The sequence below is a fragment of the Deinococcus planocerae genome (genome assembly GCF_002869765.1).
Lineage (GTDB): Bacteria > Deinococcota > Deinococci > Deinococcales > Deinococcaceae > Deinococcus > Deinococcus planocerae.
On record NZ_PNOR01000018.1, the window covers coordinates 59,405 to 74,849 of the forward strand.

Annotated in this window: 16 protein-coding genes and 3 tRNA genes; 9 read left to right on the forward strand and 10 right to left on the reverse strand. The window is 72.4% G+C overall.

Annotated features, from left to right (window positions below; translation table 11 throughout):
• Positions 1-73: 73 nt before the first annotated feature.
• Together ribF and A7B18_RS11905 are read right to left on the reverse strand one after the other, a co-directional pair.
• On the reverse strand, positions 74-985 hold the full coding sequence (gene ribF / locus A7B18_RS11900; RefSeq protein ID WP_102126917.1) for a riboflavin biosynthesis protein RibF: 912 nt from the start codon (positions 983-985) through the stop codon (positions 74-76).
• Positions 982-1,497, reverse strand: coding sequence for an NUDIX hydrolase (locus A7B18_RS11905; RefSeq protein ID WP_102126957.1), 516 nt, complete (start codon positions 1,495-1,497; stop codon positions 982-984). Before A7B18_RS11905 ends, ribF begins: the two co-directional genes overlap by 4 nt.
• Before the next feature lie 148 nt (positions 1,498-1,645).
• Between A7B18_RS11905 and A7B18_RS11910 the strand changes: the two genes are divergently transcribed.
• The 4 genes from A7B18_RS11910 to A7B18_RS11925 all read left to right on the forward strand — a co-directional run bounded on the left by A7B18_RS11910 (position 1,646) and on the right by A7B18_RS11925 (position 5,508).
• A complete protein-coding gene (locus A7B18_RS11910; protein WP_219722129.1) occupies positions 1,646-2,023 on the forward strand; it encodes a type II toxin-antitoxin system RelE/ParE family toxin in 378 nt (125 codons plus the stop codon).
• Complete coding sequence (locus tag A7B18_RS11915; protein ID WP_102126958.1) at positions 2,016-2,309, forward strand: helix-turn-helix domain-containing protein; 294 nt, start codon at positions 2,016-2,018, stop codon at positions 2,307-2,309. The genes A7B18_RS11910 and A7B18_RS11915 overlap by 8 nt, the downstream gene beginning before the upstream one ends.
• Positions 2,310-2,465: 156 nt before the next feature.
• Positions 2,466-3,611: a deoxyguanosinetriphosphate triphosphohydrolase gene (locus tag A7B18_RS11920; protein WP_102126919.1), complete on the forward strand. Its 1,146-nt coding sequence runs from the start codon at positions 2,466-2,468 to the stop codon at positions 3,609-3,611.
• Positions 3,612-3,675: 64 nt separating this feature from the next.
• The gene (locus A7B18_RS11925; RefSeq protein ID WP_102126920.1) at positions 3,676-5,508 is read left to right on the forward strand and encodes a S9 family peptidase; all 1,833 of its coding nucleotides are present in this window, start codon (positions 3,676-3,678) and stop codon (positions 5,506-5,508) included.
• 4 nt (positions 5,509-5,512) lie between these two features.
• On the opposite strand, the gene pxpA is transcribed toward A7B18_RS11925, so the two are convergent.
• Genes pxpA through A7B18_RS11940 form a run of 3 tightly spaced genes read right to left on the reverse strand, consistent with a single transcriptional unit; the run spans position 5,513 to position 7,897 of the window.
• Entirely contained in the window at positions 5,513-6,268 is a 756-nt protein-coding gene (gene pxpA / locus A7B18_RS11930; RefSeq protein ID WP_102126921.1) for a 5-oxoprolinase subunit PxpA, read from the reverse strand.
• The gene (locus A7B18_RS11935; RefSeq protein ID WP_102126922.1) at positions 6,265-7,221 is read right to left on the reverse strand and encodes a 5-oxoprolinase subunit C family protein; all 957 of its coding nucleotides are present in this window, start codon (positions 7,219-7,221) and stop codon (positions 6,265-6,267) included. The genes pxpA and A7B18_RS11935 overlap by 4 nt, the downstream gene beginning before the upstream one ends.
• A complete protein-coding gene (locus A7B18_RS11940; protein WP_245872850.1) occupies positions 7,214-7,897 on the reverse strand; it encodes a 5-oxoprolinase subunit B family protein in 684 nt (227 codons plus the stop codon). Before A7B18_RS11940 ends, A7B18_RS11935 begins: the two co-directional genes overlap by 8 nt.
• Between A7B18_RS11940 and A7B18_RS11945 the strand changes: the two genes are divergently transcribed.
• From A7B18_RS11945 to A7B18_RS11960, 4 genes are all read left to right on the forward strand, one after another.
• Entirely contained in the window at positions 7,896-9,182 is a 1,287-nt protein-coding gene (locus A7B18_RS11945) for a nitrilase-related carbon-nitrogen hydrolase (protein WP_102126924.1), read from the forward strand. The two genes, A7B18_RS11940 and A7B18_RS11945, sit on opposite strands and share 2 nt — an antisense overlap.
• Before the next feature lie 68 nt (positions 9,183-9,250).
• Positions 9,251-9,338 (forward strand) — tRNA-Ser (locus A7B18_RS11950).
• Positions 9,339-9,377: 39 nt separating this feature from the next.
• Positions 9,378-9,470 (forward strand) — tRNA-Ser (locus A7B18_RS11955).
• A 36-nt stretch (positions 9,471-9,506) separates the two neighbouring features.
• Positions 9,507-9,583 (forward strand) — tRNA-Arg (locus A7B18_RS11960).
• Between the two features lie 163 nt (positions 9,584-9,746).
• Here A7B18_RS11960 and A7B18_RS11965 read toward each other — a convergent pair.
• Genes A7B18_RS11965 through A7B18_RS21990 form a run of 5 tightly spaced genes read right to left on the reverse strand, consistent with a single transcriptional unit; the run spans position 9,747 to position 14,294 of the window.
• Positions 9,747-10,703, reverse strand: a complete 957-nt coding sequence (locus A7B18_RS11965) for a VWA domain-containing protein (protein WP_102126925.1) — start codon at positions 10,701-10,703, stop codon at positions 9,747-9,749.
• Positions 10,704-10,743: 40 nt separating this feature from the next.
• Positions 10,744-11,772 carry a VWA domain-containing protein gene (locus tag A7B18_RS11970; protein ID WP_102126926.1) on the reverse strand — a complete coding sequence of 343 codons (1,029 nt, stop codon included), beginning with the start codon at positions 11,770-11,772 and terminating at the stop codon, positions 10,744-10,746.
• Entirely contained in the window at positions 11,769-12,746 is a 978-nt protein-coding gene (locus tag A7B18_RS11975; RefSeq protein ID WP_102126927.1) for a DUF58 domain-containing protein, read from the reverse strand. Before A7B18_RS11975 ends, A7B18_RS11970 begins: the two co-directional genes overlap by 4 nt.
• Positions 12,733-13,791, reverse strand: coding sequence for an AAA family ATPase (locus A7B18_RS11980; RefSeq protein WP_102126928.1), 1,059 nt, complete (start codon positions 13,789-13,791; stop codon positions 12,733-12,735). The genes A7B18_RS11975 and A7B18_RS11980 overlap by 14 nt, the downstream gene beginning before the upstream one ends.
• Positions 13,791-14,294: a hypothetical protein gene (locus tag A7B18_RS21990; RefSeq protein WP_180970133.1), complete on the reverse strand. Its 504-nt coding sequence runs from the start codon at positions 14,292-14,294 to the stop codon at positions 13,791-13,793. Before A7B18_RS21990 ends, A7B18_RS11980 begins: the two co-directional genes overlap by 1 nt.
• A gap of 189 nt (positions 14,295-14,483) precedes the next feature.
• Between A7B18_RS21990 and A7B18_RS11990 the strand changes: the two genes are divergently transcribed.
• Positions 14,484-15,440 (forward strand): Kelch repeat-containing protein, encoded by a 957-nt coding sequence (locus A7B18_RS11990; RefSeq protein WP_102126929.1) that lies wholly within the window; start codon positions 14,484-14,486, stop codon positions 15,438-15,440.
• Positions 15,441-15,445: the final 5 nt, after the last annotated feature.

Below are 15,445 nucleotides of genomic sequence, written 5' to 3' on the forward strand. Positions count from 1 at the left end.
CAGGGCTCAGGTCAGCCTGCGACCTCCCGCCTCCGGGGTGGATGCCACGAGTAGAACACGCCCGACCCTCCCCTCACCGCACGTCTCGCAGCGCCTCCCGCGCTCCTTCGGCATCCCGCGCGATCTGGGCTTTGAGCTCGTCGAGGCCGGCGAACCTCTGCTCGCCGCGCAGCCGGGTGAAGAACTTGACCTGCACCTCCTCCCCGTACAGGTCGCCCTCGTAGTCGAAGAGGTGGACCTCGAAGCGGCGCCCCTGGCCGTTCACCGTGGGTCGGAAGCCCACGTTCGCCATGCCGTGATGCCGCCGCTGATGGTGCGGACCGAGTTCAGTGATCGCCACGACCGCGAAGACGCCCAGCGGAAGCGCCTTGCCCTCGGGAACGCGGATGTTGGCGGTGGGCCAGCCGATGGTGCGCCCGAGCCTATCCCCCTGCACGACCACCCCCTGCGCGTCGTAGTGACGGCCCAGGAGACGCTGGACCCCCTCCACGTCCCCGGCCTTGAGCAGTTCGCGGATGCGGGTGCTCTTGATGTCGTCGCCGCCGAGCTGGTGCATGGGCAGCGCCACGACCTCGCGCGTCACCTCCCGCAGGTCCGCCACGCCCCCCGCCCGCCCCCGCCCGAAGTGGAAGTCCTCGCCGACCACGATGGCGCGGGGGCGCAGGGTCCGCAGGTCGTCGAGAAAGGCTTCCTTGGGCCGGGCCGCGAACTCGGCGGTGAAGGGCACGGCGACCGTCTCGTCCACCCCGTAGCGGGCGAGGAGGTCGAGTTTCTCGGGGAGGGTGGACAGGAACTCGACCCCCTGGGTGAGCACGCGGGTGGGGGGGTCGAAGGTGTAGACGACGCTGGGGACCCGGTGCTCGCGCGCCCTGGCCTTGAGCTGGGCGATCAGCGCCTGGTGGCCCAGATGCACCCCGTCGAAGGAGCCGACGGCGACCACCGTCTCCGTGTCGGGGCGCTGGGAGGGCGAGACGTAGGTCTTCACCCGTCGCCCCGCCCGAGGAGTTGCACCGCGAAGAGGGCCGCCGTGACCGTGCTCGCGCTTCCCTTGATCGTGCCGTCGCGCAGGCCGTCGAGCACCTGCTGCGGGGGCATCCACACCGTCTCCAAGTCCTCGTCCTCGTCGGGGTCGAGGCGGCTCTCGCGCAGGTTGCGGGCCTGGAGGACGTACAGTTCCTCGTCGCAGAAGCCGGGGCTGGAGTAGAAGCGGGTCAGCAGTTCCATGTCGCCGTCGAGGCCCACCTCCTCCTGAAGCTCGCGGCGGGCGGCCTCCTCGGGGCTCTCGCCGTCGTCGATGAGTCCGGCGGGGGCCTCCAGGGTCGAGTCGTCTATCGCCCGCCGTCGCTGCCGGACGAACAGCATCTCGCCCGCGTCGTTCAGCGCCAGAATCGCCACCGCGTCGGCGTGGCGCACGACCTCCCACTTGCCGTCCAGCAGCTCCAGCCGCACGATGTGGCCGTCGTAGATCACTCGGGTGCCCGTCTCGGCATTCGTCATGGGGGCAATGTAAAGCAGGGGGTGGAGGGTCAAGGGTGGGGGTGAAGGAATGGGCGCGGCGTGTTTCCTTCATGGGGGCCAGAAGCACTCTTAGGAGGGGTTGAAGCGGACTGACCGACGTGCACCAAAAATGATACACTGCTTCGGTGTGACCACCCCGACTGAACCAGAGACACCACAGCCCATCCTTGAGGTTCGGTTCTTTCGCACGGCCACGGGCAACGAACCCGTCCGGGAGTGGCTGAAGGCGCTCAGTCGGGATGACCGCAGGAGGATCGGGGAGGACATCAAGACCGCGCAATTTGGCTGGCCTCTTGGGATGCCCCTGATCCGCAAGCTGGAAAAGGGTCTCTGGGAAGTCCGGACCACTCTGGAAGACGGGACGGCCCGCGTGATCTTCACCGTGAAGGGAAACCGGATGATCCTGCTCCACGGGTTCGTCAAGAAATCCCAGAAGACCCCGAAGAATGACCTTGAAACCGCTCGAAGGCGTCTAGGCCAAGTGGAGGCAGATGGCGATGAGTAACGAATCCGTGAGCAAGCACATCGGGAGTAGCTTCGACGACTTCCTGGCAGAAGACGGAATACTGGCGGAGGTCGAGGCGGTGGCCGTCAAGCGGGTGATCGCGTTCCAACTCGAACAGGAGATGAAACGCAGCGGCCTGACGAAAACCGAACTGGCCTCCCGGATGGAGACCAGCCGCTCGGCAGTAGACCGCCTGCTCGACCCAGAGAACCATGCCGTCACCCTGCGGACCCTGGAACGCGCGGCAGTCGTCCTGGGCAAGCGGCTAAGGCTCGAACTGGTCTGACTTCGGATGGTGGGTCGGCGCTCCACGTTCACGAGGCAAAGAAATTTTGAGCCGCTCAATCCCACCCCACGGACACGCTTCGAGCGTCAAGGCTTGACCAGCCCCCAACGCTTCACCATCCCCTGCGGGGCTGTCCCCGTCTGCTCTAATACCCCCATGCTCACCCGCGCCGACCTGGAGGAGCGCGAGGCCCGGACGCTCGCCCCCTACGCCACCCTGAGCGCCCGGTCCCGCGGACGGGAGTACCCCGAGCCCGAGAGCGCGACTCGAACTGCCTTCCAGAAAGACCGCGACCGCATCCTGCACACGACGGCCTTTCGGCGCCTGGAGGCGAAGACCCAGGTCTTCCTCAACGCGCGGGGGGACCACTACCGCACCCGCCTCACGCACACGCTGGAGGTCCAGCAGGTCGCCCGTTCGGTGGCCCTGACGCTGGGGCTCAACGAGACGCTGGCGGAGACCATCGCCCTCGCGCACGACCTGGGGCACCCCCCTTTCGGGCACGCCGGGGAACGGGTGCTCCACGCGCTGATGGAGGAACACGGGGAGGGCTTCGACCACAACACCCAGGCCCGCCGCATCGTGACCCGGCTGGAGGACCGTTACCCGGACTTCCCGGGGCTCAATCTGACCCTGGACACCCTCGACGGCCTGAACAAGCACGACCGGGCGGGGCAGGGGCCGCCCAGCCTGGAGGCGCAACTCGTGGACGCCGCCGACGCGCTGGCCTACACCGCCCACGACCTCGACGACGGGCTGCGCAGCGGGCTGATCACCCCGGCCCAACTCGCCGAACTGCCGCTGTGGCAGGAACTTCTGGTGCGGGTGCCCACGACCTCGCCCGACCTGACCGAGCGCGACCGCCGCACCCTGCACCGCGAGTTGCTGGGCTGGCTGATCACGGACCTGACGGCGGCGAGCCACGCCGCGATCACCGCGAGCGGCATCGGGAGCGCCGAGGACGCCCGCGCGCACACCGGGCCGAACGGGGGGCGGCTGATCACCTACAGCGATCCCATGCGCGCCCTCTTGCGCGAGACGGGCGTCTTCCTGCGCGAGCACCTGTACCGCCACTGGCGGGTGGAGATGCAGGTCGAGCAGGCGACCCGGATGCTGAGCACCCTCTTCTCGGCGTTCCTGGCCCGGCCCTCCATGCTGCCGCTCCAGGCCCGCGCCCGGGCACAGGAGGACGGCCTGCCCCGCGCCGTGTGCGACTTCATCGCGGGGATGACGGACCGCTACGCGACGGAGACGTACGCGGCGATCACCCCTCCCCCGGCGGCGCCGAACTGGTCGAGGTAGAGGCCGAGGGGGCGCCTGCCGGACCTGCGCCGTTCCCCGTCCCCCCGACCTCTTAGACTGCCGTATGTCCGAACGCATCCCGCTGGAGGCCCTGACCGCCCTTCCCACCGTCGCGGCCCTGACCGTCGCGCACAGCGGGGAGGAGGTGGCCTTTTACGCCGACTGGACCGGGCGCTTCGAGCTGTACGTCCTGAACCTCCGCACCCGCGAGCGGCGTCAGGTGACGAACGGGGAGGCACCCAAGGGCGTCCGCGCGGGCTTCGTGTGGTCGCACGACGACACACGCATCCTCTTCAGCCGGGATCACGACGGCGACGAGCGGCAGGCCCTCTTCGAGGTGACGGTGGCGCCTGGGCAGGTGCGGCCCCTCCACCACGTCCCGGAGAGCATGGACTACGCGGTGGACGCCCACCCGGACGGACGGCGCCTCCTCGTCAACAGCACGCGGGGCGGGCAGATGAACGTGCACGTCTACGACCTGACCCGGGAGGGCGAGGACGCCTGGACGGCCCTCACCCGGCAACCCAACACCACCCAGGCGGTGGCCTGGAGCCCGGACGGCACGCAGGTGACGCTCAACACCAACGAGAGCGCCGACCTGCGCAACCTGGACGGCTACGTGATGAATGCGGACGGGGGCGACCTGCGCCGGGTCCTGCGGGTGCGCGAGGGCAGCCGGGACGGGGTGGGGCGCTGGCACCCGGATGGGCGGCGGGTGGCCGTCACCAGCGACGCGGACGGACACGGGCGGGTCGGCCTCCTCACCCTGGAGAGCGGCGAGGTACGCTGGCTCACGCCGCCGGACGGGCTCACCGAGGAGGAGGCTGGGGAGTTCTCCCCCGATGGCCGCTGGCTGAGCGTGATCCGCAACGTGGAGAGCACCCTGACGCCCGTCCTGTACGACACGGAGACCGGAGAGGCCCGCGAGCTGAGGCTGCCCCCCGGCCTCGCCTACGGCACGGAGTTCGCGCTGGGCGGCACGCGACTGCTCTTTCAATACATGACGACCACCACCCGCCCGGAGGTGCTGCTGTACGACCTGGAGACCGACACCCCCGAGGTCCTGCTGCCCGCCGAGTACGGCGGGGTGGACCCGGCGGACTTCGTGCCCGGCGAGTACGTGCGCTACCCCACCGAAGGCGGCCTGCACGTTCCCGCCATCCTCTACCGGCCCCGGTCGGTCACCCCCGGCGAACGGTTCCCGGCGCTGGTCTGCGTGCACGGCGGCCCCACCGCGCAGTTTTTCCGCTCCTTCAGCGCGCAGCTCCAGTTTCTCGCCGACCGGGGGTACGTGGTGCTGTGCCCCAACGTGCGCGGCTCGACCGGGTACGGGGTGGAGTGGCGCGACGCCAACCTGCGGGACTGGGGCGGGCGCGACCTGGAGGACATAGCTGCCGGGGCCGAGTACCTGAAGACCCTCGACTTCGTGGACCCGGGGCGCGTCGGCGTCTTCGGCGGCAGCTACGGCGGATATCTCTCGTACCTCGCGGCGGTGAAGAAGCCCGACCTGTTCAAGGTCAGCGTGCCCATCGTCGGGATCACCGACCTGCACCGGCTGTTTGAAGACAACAGCCGCGACATGCCGCAACTCGGCTACTACTTCCGCACGCTGATGGGTGACCCGGTGGAGCAGGCCGAGCTGTGGCGCGAGCGCAGCCCGATCACGCACGCGGCGAACCTGAAGGCCCACATGTTCATGATGCACGGCGTCAACGACCCCCGCTGTCCGGTCAACCAGGCCCGGGGCTTCCGGGACGCGCTGCTCGCCCACGGACGGGAGGAGGGACGCGACTTCGAGTACGTGGAGTTCGGCGACGAGGGCCACGGGGCGGGCGACATCGCCGGGCGGACCCGCAGCTACCGCCTGCTGGCCGATTACCTCGCCCGGCGGCTGTGAGGGGCTAGGCTCCCGGCGCCGCCACCCGGACCCCCGCCCCCTCCAGCGCCGCCCGCAGGTCCCGCGCGAGGTCCGCCGCCTCCGCCCCGTCCCCGTGCAGGCAGAGGGTCCGGGCGGGCACGCGCACCGTCTCCCCCGTCACCGCCGTGACGACGCCCTCCCGCGCGAGGCGGACGCCTTGGGCGACGGCCTTATCGTGGGGAAGCAGAGCGCCAGCCTGCCCACGCGGCCACAGCGAACCGTCGGGCGCGTAGCCTCGATCCGCGAAGCCTTCACCTACGGCGTCCAGCCCCAGCGCCGCCGCCTCATCCAACATCACCGACCGCTCGCCCGCCAGCCCGAAGTACAGGGGGAGGCCGGAGTCCTTCGCGGCGACGGCGATGGCGCGGGCCAGTTCCGCGTCCTTCACCGCCATGTTGTAGAGCATCCCGTGGGGCTTGACGTGAACGAGTCGGACTCCCTCGCGCGCCGCCACCGCCTTCAGCGCCTCAATCTGCTCGCGGACGAAGGCAGTCACCTCCTCCGGGGGGAAGTGCATCTCCCGCCGCCCGAAGCCCTCGCGGTCGGGAAAACCGGGGTGGGCGCCCGCCGAGACCCCGTGCCTCGCGGCGAGGCGCAGGCTGCCCCGCATCGTCTCCTCGTCCCCCGCGTGGCCCCCGCAGGCGATGTTCGCGCTCGACACGAAGGGCATGACGAGGGCCTCGTGGGGGCTGCCCTCGCCGAGGTCGGCGTTGAGGTCGATGGTGAGTGTGGAGGTCATGCCCCCTTGTACCACCAGCTCAAGGCCGCCTCCACCCCGCGCAGGGCCCGTTCTCGCCGCCGCAGCGCCGCGTGCGCCGCCTCCAGCGTCACGGCCCGCAGCCTCACCCGGTCGCCGGGCCGCAGTTGGCCGAGCGTGGGCAGGTCCACCCGCGCCACGACGAGTGGGGTGGTGTAGCCGCCGTGGGTCCCAGCGTCACTCAGGAGCAGGATGGGCCGACCGTCGGGCGGAAGCTGCACCGCGCCGGGCGGGTTGGGGAGGCTGACGCGGGTAGGGTCGTGCGGCGCTGGGACGACCTCGCCCAGGCGCACGCCCATCCGGTCGGCCTGCCCGCTCACGGTGAAGGTGGGGCCGCACAGGGCGGCGAGGAGGTCAGGCGTGGCCTCCGGGGTGGCGAGGACGCGCAGGGTGAGGTCCGGCCCGGTCGGTGTGTGGAGGTCGGGGCCGACGAAGGCGTGGGGCGGCGTGACGGGCGGCAGGACGGACCAGGAGAGGCGGTCCCCCGCCTTGAGCGCCCGCCCTTCCAACCCGCCGAACCTGGAGCGCAGGTCGGTCGAGCGGCTGCCGAAGACCTCCTGCCCGTGCAATCCCCCCCGCACAGCGAGGAAGGCCCGCGCCCCCCGCGGGGTGCCGAAGATGGAGAGTGTTTGCCCCGCCCGCACGACGACGGCCCGCCACAGGGGGAAGGGCCCGTCGTCCAACCTCGCCTCGAAGGGGGCCCCGCACAGCGAGACGAGGGCGTCCGCGTGGAACCGCAGGGCAGGCCCGCCCAGCGTCACCTCCAGCCCCGCCGCCCCCGCCGCGTTCTCCACGAGGGCGTTCGCCAGCCGCCGCGCCACCGGGTCGGCGGCCCCCCCCTCCGGCACGCCGAGGGCCCGCGCCCGCCGCCCCGCGTCCTGCACGGTGGTGAGGAGGCCGGGGCGCTCCACGGTCAGGGAGGGGGGCTCAACCATCCGTCACGTCCACGAACGTCACCCGGTCGCCCGCGCGCCACGCGACCGGCTCAGCCCGGTTCACGTCGAAGAGCACGGCGTCCGTCCGCCCGACGATCCGCCACCCGCCGGGCGTCTCGCGCGGGTACACGCCCGCCCAGGGACCGCCGAGCGCGACGCTGCCCGCCGGGACGCGCTCGCGGGGGGTGTCCAGCCGGGGCATCTTCAGTTCCTCCGGCAGTCCCGTCAGGAAGGCGAAACCGGGGGTGAAGCCCAGGAAGGCGACCTCCAGCGGGGCGGCGCACACGGCCCGGACGAACTCGGTCACGCTCAACCCCACCCGCCCGGCGCACCACGCGAGGTCGGGGCCGTCGAAGGTGACGGGGAGGGCGAGGGTCCGTCCCTTGCCGCCCGCCTGCCCCGTCAGCCCGCCCAGCCGCGCGGCGAGGTTTGCGGTCAGGACCTGCGGCGTGGTCGTCAGCGGGTCGTACAGGACGGTCAGCACACGGAGGGCGGGGACCGCCTCCCGCACGCCGGGGAGGGGCCGGGCCATGAGGTCGGCGAGCAGTTCCCGGGCGAGGGGCGAGCGCACGACGAGCGCGGCGTCGCCGAGCGGGGTGATTTCGGGCGGCGTGGTCCTCCCCTCCTCCGACATGCGCCCATCATCCCACGCGGCCCCCGCTAGGCTGGGCGGCATGACCTCCCCCCGGCAGCAGCCCCCTCAAGAGCGACCCCCCCAGGAACGACACTTCCGGGCCGTCGCCGTGCAGCCGCAGTGGAGCGCCGCCGACTTCGCCAGCGCCGAGACCTTTCGCACCTGGATGCGCTCGCAACTGGAGATGGCTCGCCCCCACCTCGCGCCGGACCGTCCCAACCTCGTCGTGCTCACCGAACTCAACGGGTTGCCCCTCGTGCTGCGCGGCGTGCCCCTCGCCGTCCGGACCGGGACCTTCGAGCGGGCGGCCCTCGTGCTGTTCCTGCGCTGGTTCCCCCGCGTGCTGCCCGTGCTGCTGCGCGAGCGGGTCTCGCCCATCCGCGCCCTGCAACTCGCGCTGAGCGCGGGAAACACCCGGCTCTACCTGGAGACCTGCCGCGACCTCGCCCGCGAGTACGGGGTGTACCTGTGCTGCGGCTCGACCCCCCTGCCCCGCTACCGGCTGAAAGGAAGGCGGCTCGTTCGTGAGGCGGGCACGCTGCACAACGAGACCGTGCTGCTCGACCCGCAGGGCGACCTGATCGGCGTGGCGGGCAAGGTGCACCTCACCCCCGCCGAGGAGGCCGGGGGCGTGGACCTGACGCCGGGGCCGCTGGAGGAAATGCGGGTCTTCCCCACCCCGGTCGGCGACCTCGGCGTGGCGATCAGCCTCGATGCCTTCCGGGCGGACGTGATCGGGCAGTTGGAGGCGGGCGGCTGCACCGTGTTGCTGCAACCCGACGCGAACGGCGCCCCCTGGACGGCCAAGGAGGGCCTTCCCCCCAACCCCACGAACGTGCGCGACCAGCCCGTCGCGTGGCTGGAGAGCTGCTGGCAGGTCACGACGACGAGCCGCTCCATCCGCTACGCCGTGAACCCGATGGTCGTAGGCAACCTCCTCGACCTCACCTTCGACGGACAGAGCGCGATCACGGGCCGGGCCGAGGACGCCCCCGAGGCGCGCTCGTACGTCCTGACCGAACCGCGTCCGGGGTTCGTCGCGCTGCTCCCCTGGGTGGAGGAGGGCCTCCCCGAGCGCCTGCGCGCCGCGGGGCTGGAGCGGGCCGCGCGCAGCGGCCACCCCTGGGAGAACCGTTACCGCACGGGCATTCTTCACGCCGACCTGACCCTGCCGCCGAGCGAGGTCCCCGCGCCGCTCCAGACGGAGCACGAGCGAGCCCTGGCCGCCCTCCTGCGGGGGGAGGCGACGCTGACGGGGAGCCGCCCGCTGTGGCCCTGGCTCGCGCTGGGCGTGGCCCTGCTCCTCGCCTTCCGGCGCAAGCGTTGACAGGGCCGGGGGAGGTCCCTATACTTCCTTTCGCGCTTGGGAATGCCCCGGGCGTGACCCGCCGTCACGGGGGGTTGGCCGAGTGGTTGAAGGCAACGGTCTTGAAAACCGTAGTGGGGCAACCTACCGGGGGTTCGAATCCCTCACCCCTCGCCACCGTTTCGACCAGCAGCATGACAATCCGGTGCCTCCTGTGGAGAGGTGGGTGAGCGGCTTAAACCAAGCGTTTGCTAAACGCTCGTACGCCTTAAAAGTGTACCGCGGGTTCGAATCCCGCCCTCTCCGCCAAGCATCACCCGGCAGAACCGTCACACACCACAGCACGCGCCCGTAGCTCAGCTGGATAGAGCGTCTGACTACGGATCAGAAGGCCAGGAGTTCGAATCTCTTCGGGCGCGCCACGCAGACCCCCTCGAGCAGGGGGTTTTCTTTGTTTTCTGCCGTCCTGCCGAACGGGGGCAAGGTGCCCGTGCGCGAGCTGCCGGGCCGGGTTCCACAGAACGAGGGGCCTCTCCCGGCGAGAGAAGCCCTCCCGAGCGCCGCCCAACGGCGGAGCCCGGCCCATTACAGGATGCGGCGGGTGAGCAGTTCCGACACCCCCAGGCTGCTCAGGAGCATCAGGCCCGCGAGGGCGGCGACGAAGCCCGAGACCTCGCGCGGCTGCACGGTCCAGCCCAGCGAACGGCCCAGGTCGCGGTAGATCGAGTTGAGTTCGCCCGCCGACCGGGCCTCGAAGTAGCGCCCGCCCGTGGTGGAGGCGATCTGCTTGAGGGTCTCGGCGTCGAAACCGCCCCAGAAGCCGCCCCAGCCGCCCATGCCGGGGTCGCCGTTCTCGGTGCCCAGGCCCACGGTGTAGACCTTGACCCCCAGCCGCTTCGCCTCGGCTGCCGCCTCCAGGGGGTCCGAGCCGCTGTTGTTGCGCCCGTCGGAGAGCAGCACGATGGCCGCCGCGGGCAGGTCCCGGGTGTTCGTCACCTCCGGGCCGCGCTCCGGCAGCGCGCGCAGCGACTCCAGCAGCCCGTCGCCGATGGCGGTGCGCCGGGCCAGCCCCAGCCCGTCGATGGCGACGAGCACCTGCTCGTGGCGGGTGGTGGGCGGCGTGTTGAGGACCGCGTACCCGGCGAACGACGCCAGCCCCACCCGCACCCCCTGCGGCAGCGACCGCACGAAGTTGCGCGCCGCCTCCTGCGCGGCGAAAAAACGGCTGGGCTTGATGTCCTCGGCCTCCATCGAGCGCGACACGTCCATCGTCAGCATGATCGCCGTGCGGTCGTCGGGCAGCGGCAGGGGCGCGGTGGGCCGGGCCAGCGCCACGAGCGCCAGGCTCAGCGCCCCCAGGTACAGCGCGGCGGGCAGGTGGCGCCGCAAGGGCCGGGGCCGCCCCCGCGCCTGGGCGAGCAGCCGCAGGTCGGGGTGCAGCGCCGCCGCCGCCGCGGGCCGCCCCAGCCCCCGCAGATACAGCCACACGAGGAGGGGCAGCAGCGCCAGCGCGGCCAGGGCCCAGGGCCAGATGAAGCTCATGCGAAAACCTCCTTGGGCCGGGGGTGAAGGCAGGCCCGTGTCACGGCACCCTCCTCTGCCACGCCACGGCCAGCCCGCCGCCGATCACGAGCAGCAGGGCGGCCACCCCCGCGAGCGGGCCGCCGAGCCCCAGCTCGCTCGGCTCCCAGCGCACCGCCGAGCCGAGGTCGCGGAAAAGCCCGCGCAGCCGCTCGGGATCGGGCGGGAAGAGAAACTCGCCCCCCGTGAGCTGCGTCAGGCGGCTGAGTTCGCGCGTGTCGAACGGCACGAACACGAGCTGCCCCTCCACCCGGCTCACCGCGCCCCCCTCGGTTCCCAGGGCCACCGCGTAGAGCTTGACCTTGTGGTCGGAGGCAAAACGCGCCGCGATCTGGGGGTTCGCTCCCCGGTTCGAGATCCCGTCCGAGAGGAGCAGGATTGCGCCCGGGGGCAGCGTCTGAGGGTCGATCGGGGTGGGCGCCGGGTTGGGAGTGGGGGCGGCCTGGGCCTGACCGGGCCCCTCGACGAGTTCGCGCGGCGGCACCGCCTTCTCGCGGCCCGGCAGCGCCCGCACGCCGCTCACGAGCGCCCCCGCGAAGGAGGTCGCCTGGGCGGGCTTGACCCGGTTCAGGGCGTCGAGCACCTCCTGGCGGTCGGTGGTCGGCGGCACGAGGACCGAGGCGTTGTCGGAAAACGTCATCAGGCCGATCTGGGTGGAGGCGGGGGCGAGTTCGAGAAACTGCCGCGCGAGCGTGCGCCCCGCCTCCAGCCGCGAGGGCTGCACGTCGTCGGCGAGCATGGAGCGCGAGGCGTCGAGCGCGATCATCACCGACGCCTTGTTCACGGGCAGGGTGGGCCGGGCGACGGGTTGCGCCGCCCCGAAGAGCAGCAGGGCGAGGGCCCCGAGTTGCAGCCCCAGCGGAATCAGGGCCCGCTGCCGCTTCCCCCCCCGCAGCACCGTGCCGAGCAGGTGCGGGTCGGCGTAGGCGCGGGCCCGGCCCTGACGCCTGCGCGCCGCCGCCGAGAGAAGCCACACCGCCAGCGGCACGAGCAAGAGCAGCCACAGCAGCGCGGGATAGCCGAAGGTCATGTGCGCCGCCCCCTTCTCACCGCCGCGAAGCGCAGCAGGGGCCCCACCGGGTCACGCTCGGTGCCGAGGTCGAGCAGGTCCACCTGCGCCGATTGCAGCGCCCTTTTGAGTGCCTGGTCGCGCTCGCCCACCAGCCGGGCGTGGGCCGCGCGCACCCCCGGGTCGGAGGTGTCGAGCCACAGCTCCTCGCCCGTCTCCGGGTCGCGCATCCGCAGGCCGCCCACGTCGGGAAGCGCCCGCTCGGCGGGGTCCGACACCCGCACCGCCACCACGTCGTGCCGCTGGGCCAGCCGCCCGAGCGCCCCCGCCCAGCCCCCCGCGCCCCGTTGCGCCGTCTCCAGGAAGTCCGAGACCACGAAGACGAGCGCCCGCCGCCGCAGGGTCCGCTCCACCGCCGTCAGGGCCGTGGCGAGGTCGGTCGCGGGGCCGGGCGCGGCGTCCGGGCTTCCCTTCGACAGCAGGTTCATCACGGCGAGGGCCTGGGCGCGGCCCCCGCGCGGCGGCGCCATCCCCGAACCGGGGCCGAAGGTGATCGCGCCGATCTTATCCCCGTGGCGGGTGATCACGAGAGACGCCACCCCCGCGAACTCGCGCGCCAGCTCGCGCTTGAGGACCCGCCGGGTGCCGAAGTTCATCGAGGGCGAGGTGTCGATGACCAGCCACGCGGTCAGCTCGCGCTCCTCGCGGTACTGGCGGACGTGCAGCCGCCCGCTGCGCGCGGTCACGTTCCAGTCGATGCGCCGCACCTCGTCTCCCGGCTGGTACTCGCGCACCTCAGCGAGGTCGAGGCTGGGGCCGTAAAAGAGGCCCCGGTAGTCCCCGAAGAGGAAGCCGTCGAGCCGCCGCACCACCCGGAACTCCAGCCGCCGCAGGAGTTGGGCGGGCGGTTCCAGCGGCGGGCGCGACGGGGCGTGGGTGTGGACGCGAGGCGGACTCGTCACCCCCCGGCGCCGCCGCAGGCTAAGCAGGGCCATGGCCCGTCACAGCCGGGGGCGAGCCGCCCGTCGGGTCCCCGAGGTGGACACGCGGCAGCGGCACGGCGGCGATGAGCTTGCCCACCATCTCCTCGAGTTTGATCTCCTCGGCCAGCCCCTCGTACGAGAGCATCACCCGGTGGCGCAAGACCTCCGGCGCGAGGTCGCGCACGTCCTCGGGCAGGGCGTACTCCCGCCCGCGCACGACGGCGAGGGCCTTGGCGCCCAGGATCAGGTTCACGCTCGCCCGCGGGCTGGCCCCGTAGGCGACTGACCGCCCCAGCTCGGGAAGCCGCACCGCCGCCGGGTCGCGGGTGGCGCGCGCCAGGGTCACCGCGTACTCCGTCACCGCCGGGTGCACGTACACGAGGTCGGCCATCCGCTGCAACTCGCGCAGTTCGTCGGCGGAAAGCTGCACCCCCACGGGCGCGAAGGACGACGACACCCGCTCCACGACCGTCATCTCCTCGTGGAAGCCGGGGTAGCCCACGACCACCTTGAACATGAAGCGGTCCACCTGCGCCTCCGGCAGGAAGTACGTGCCCTCCGACTCGATGGGGTTCTGGGTGGCGAGCACCAGGAAGGGATCGGGCAGGAGGAAGGTCTGCGTGCCGATGGTGACCTGCCGCTCCTGCATGGCTTCGAGCAGGGCGGACTGGATCTTGGCGGGCGCGCGGTTGATCTCGTCGGCGAGGATCAGGTTGGCGAAGACCGGCCCGAGTTCGACCTCGAACGCACCCGTCTTCTGGTTGTAGATGCGGGTGCCGATCAGGTCGGCGGGCACGAGGTCGGGGGTGAACTGGATGCGGCGGAACGAGGCCCCGATGGCGTCGGCGGTCGTCTTGATCGCCAGCGTCTTGGCGAGGCCCGGCACCCCCTCCACGAGGACGTGCCCGCGCGCGAGCAGGGCGACGAGCAGCCTCTCCAGGAGCAGGTCCTGCCCCACGATGACCTTTTTGACCTCGAACAGCAGGGTCCTGAGGCGGGCGGCGGCGTTCGTGACCGCCTGGGGCGACAGGGGGGTGAGGGGGGAAGGTGCGGTCATCAGGTCCTCCGGTTCAGGTCGGGCAGGGCAGGCTCTCCGGGTTGGGATGGGCCCTGTCCCGGGGCGGGCGAGAAGGGTTCGAGGGGGAAGAGTTCGTTGTCGCCGCCCGGCCCATTGCCCCGCCCGTCCCCGCCGGGTTGCGGCTGCCCGGGTTGCTGGCCAGGCTGCTGTCCCGGCCCGGGCTGGCCCGGTTGCAGGCGGTACATCTGGCCGTCCTTGAAGAGCAGGACGCACTGCTCCTGCCCCTGACCCGGCTGCTGCCCGGGTTGCTGGGGTCCCGGCTGCTGGCCCGGCTGTCCCCGCCCGGGTTCGTCGCCGGGGCCGGGCACCAGCGGGATCACCTCGCGCGGGTCACCTTGGACTTGCGCCTGCACGGGAAGGGGCCGCAGGGTCGGGCTGGTGCCCGCCACCGCCAGGGGGAAGGGCGCGGGGGCACTCAGCCGCCCGGCGACGAAGCCGCCCCCGAGCGCGCCCACGACGAGACCGACCATCCAGACCTTCATGTGGGTCCCCCTTGCGGAAGACGGGGAGGAAAGGGCGTCCGAACCCGGTCTGTTGAAACGATCACGCCAGCCTCCTGGGGGAGTGGAACGAGAGAGCGTCCTTCCACTCTAGGCCGGGATTCTGGGAAAAGATTGAAGCTCCGGCACCGTTACCCCGGCGCCTCCCCCTTGCCCCCGAGGAGAAACCCCATGTCCCACCGTCCGCGCCCCCGTCCCCTGGCCCTCCTCGCCGCCCTCGCCCTGGGCCCGACGCAGGCGGCCTCCGCGCCCGCGTGGTCGTCCCTCGCCCCATTGCCCCAGGCCCGCCAGGAGGTCGGGGCCGCCCCTCTGAACGGGCGCGTGTACGTCGTGGGCGGCTTTCTCGCGGATGGACGCACCACCCCCCGCGCCGACGCTTACGACCCGGCCACGAACACCTGGGCCTCCCTGCCGCCTCTTCCGGTGGCCGTGAATCACCCGGCGGCGGTGGCGCTGGGCGGCAGGCTGTACGTGTTGGGAGGCCACACGGGGCCGGGGCTCGGCGGGGCGACGGACGCCGTACAGGTCTACGAGCCCGGGAAGGGCTGGCGCCGGGGCGCCCCCCTGCCGACGCGGCGGGGCGGGCTCGCGGCGGCGGTGGCCGGGGGCCGGATTTACGCCGTCGGAGGCCAGCGCGGGCCGAGCGTCGGGGACCTCGCCGTGTACGACCCGGGGCGCGACCGCTGGACGGTCCTCTCTCCCATGCCGACCCGCCGCGACCACCTCGGGGTGGCGGTGCTGGGCGGGCGGCTGCACGCGGTCGGCGGGCGCACCGACGGGCGCGACTTCCGGCTCACGGCGCACGAGGTCTACGACCCGGCCTCGGGCCGCTGGTCGCGCGCCGCCCCCCTGCCCACCGGGCGCAGCGGGCACGCGGTGGCGGGCGTGGGGCGGTGCCTCTACGCCCTCGGCGGGGAGGGCAGCCCCCGCCCGGACGGCATGTTCGGCGAGGTCGAGCGGTACGACGCGCGCAGCGGGGTCTGGACCGCCCTCTCCCCGATGCCCCAGGCGAAGCACGGGATGGCGGCGGTGACGCTGGGCCACCGCATCTTCCTGCCGGGCGGGGGCGTGGTCGCCGGGCTCGGCCCCACGGCGGCGCACGAGGCGTTCACCCCGCCGCCCTGCTGAGGCGC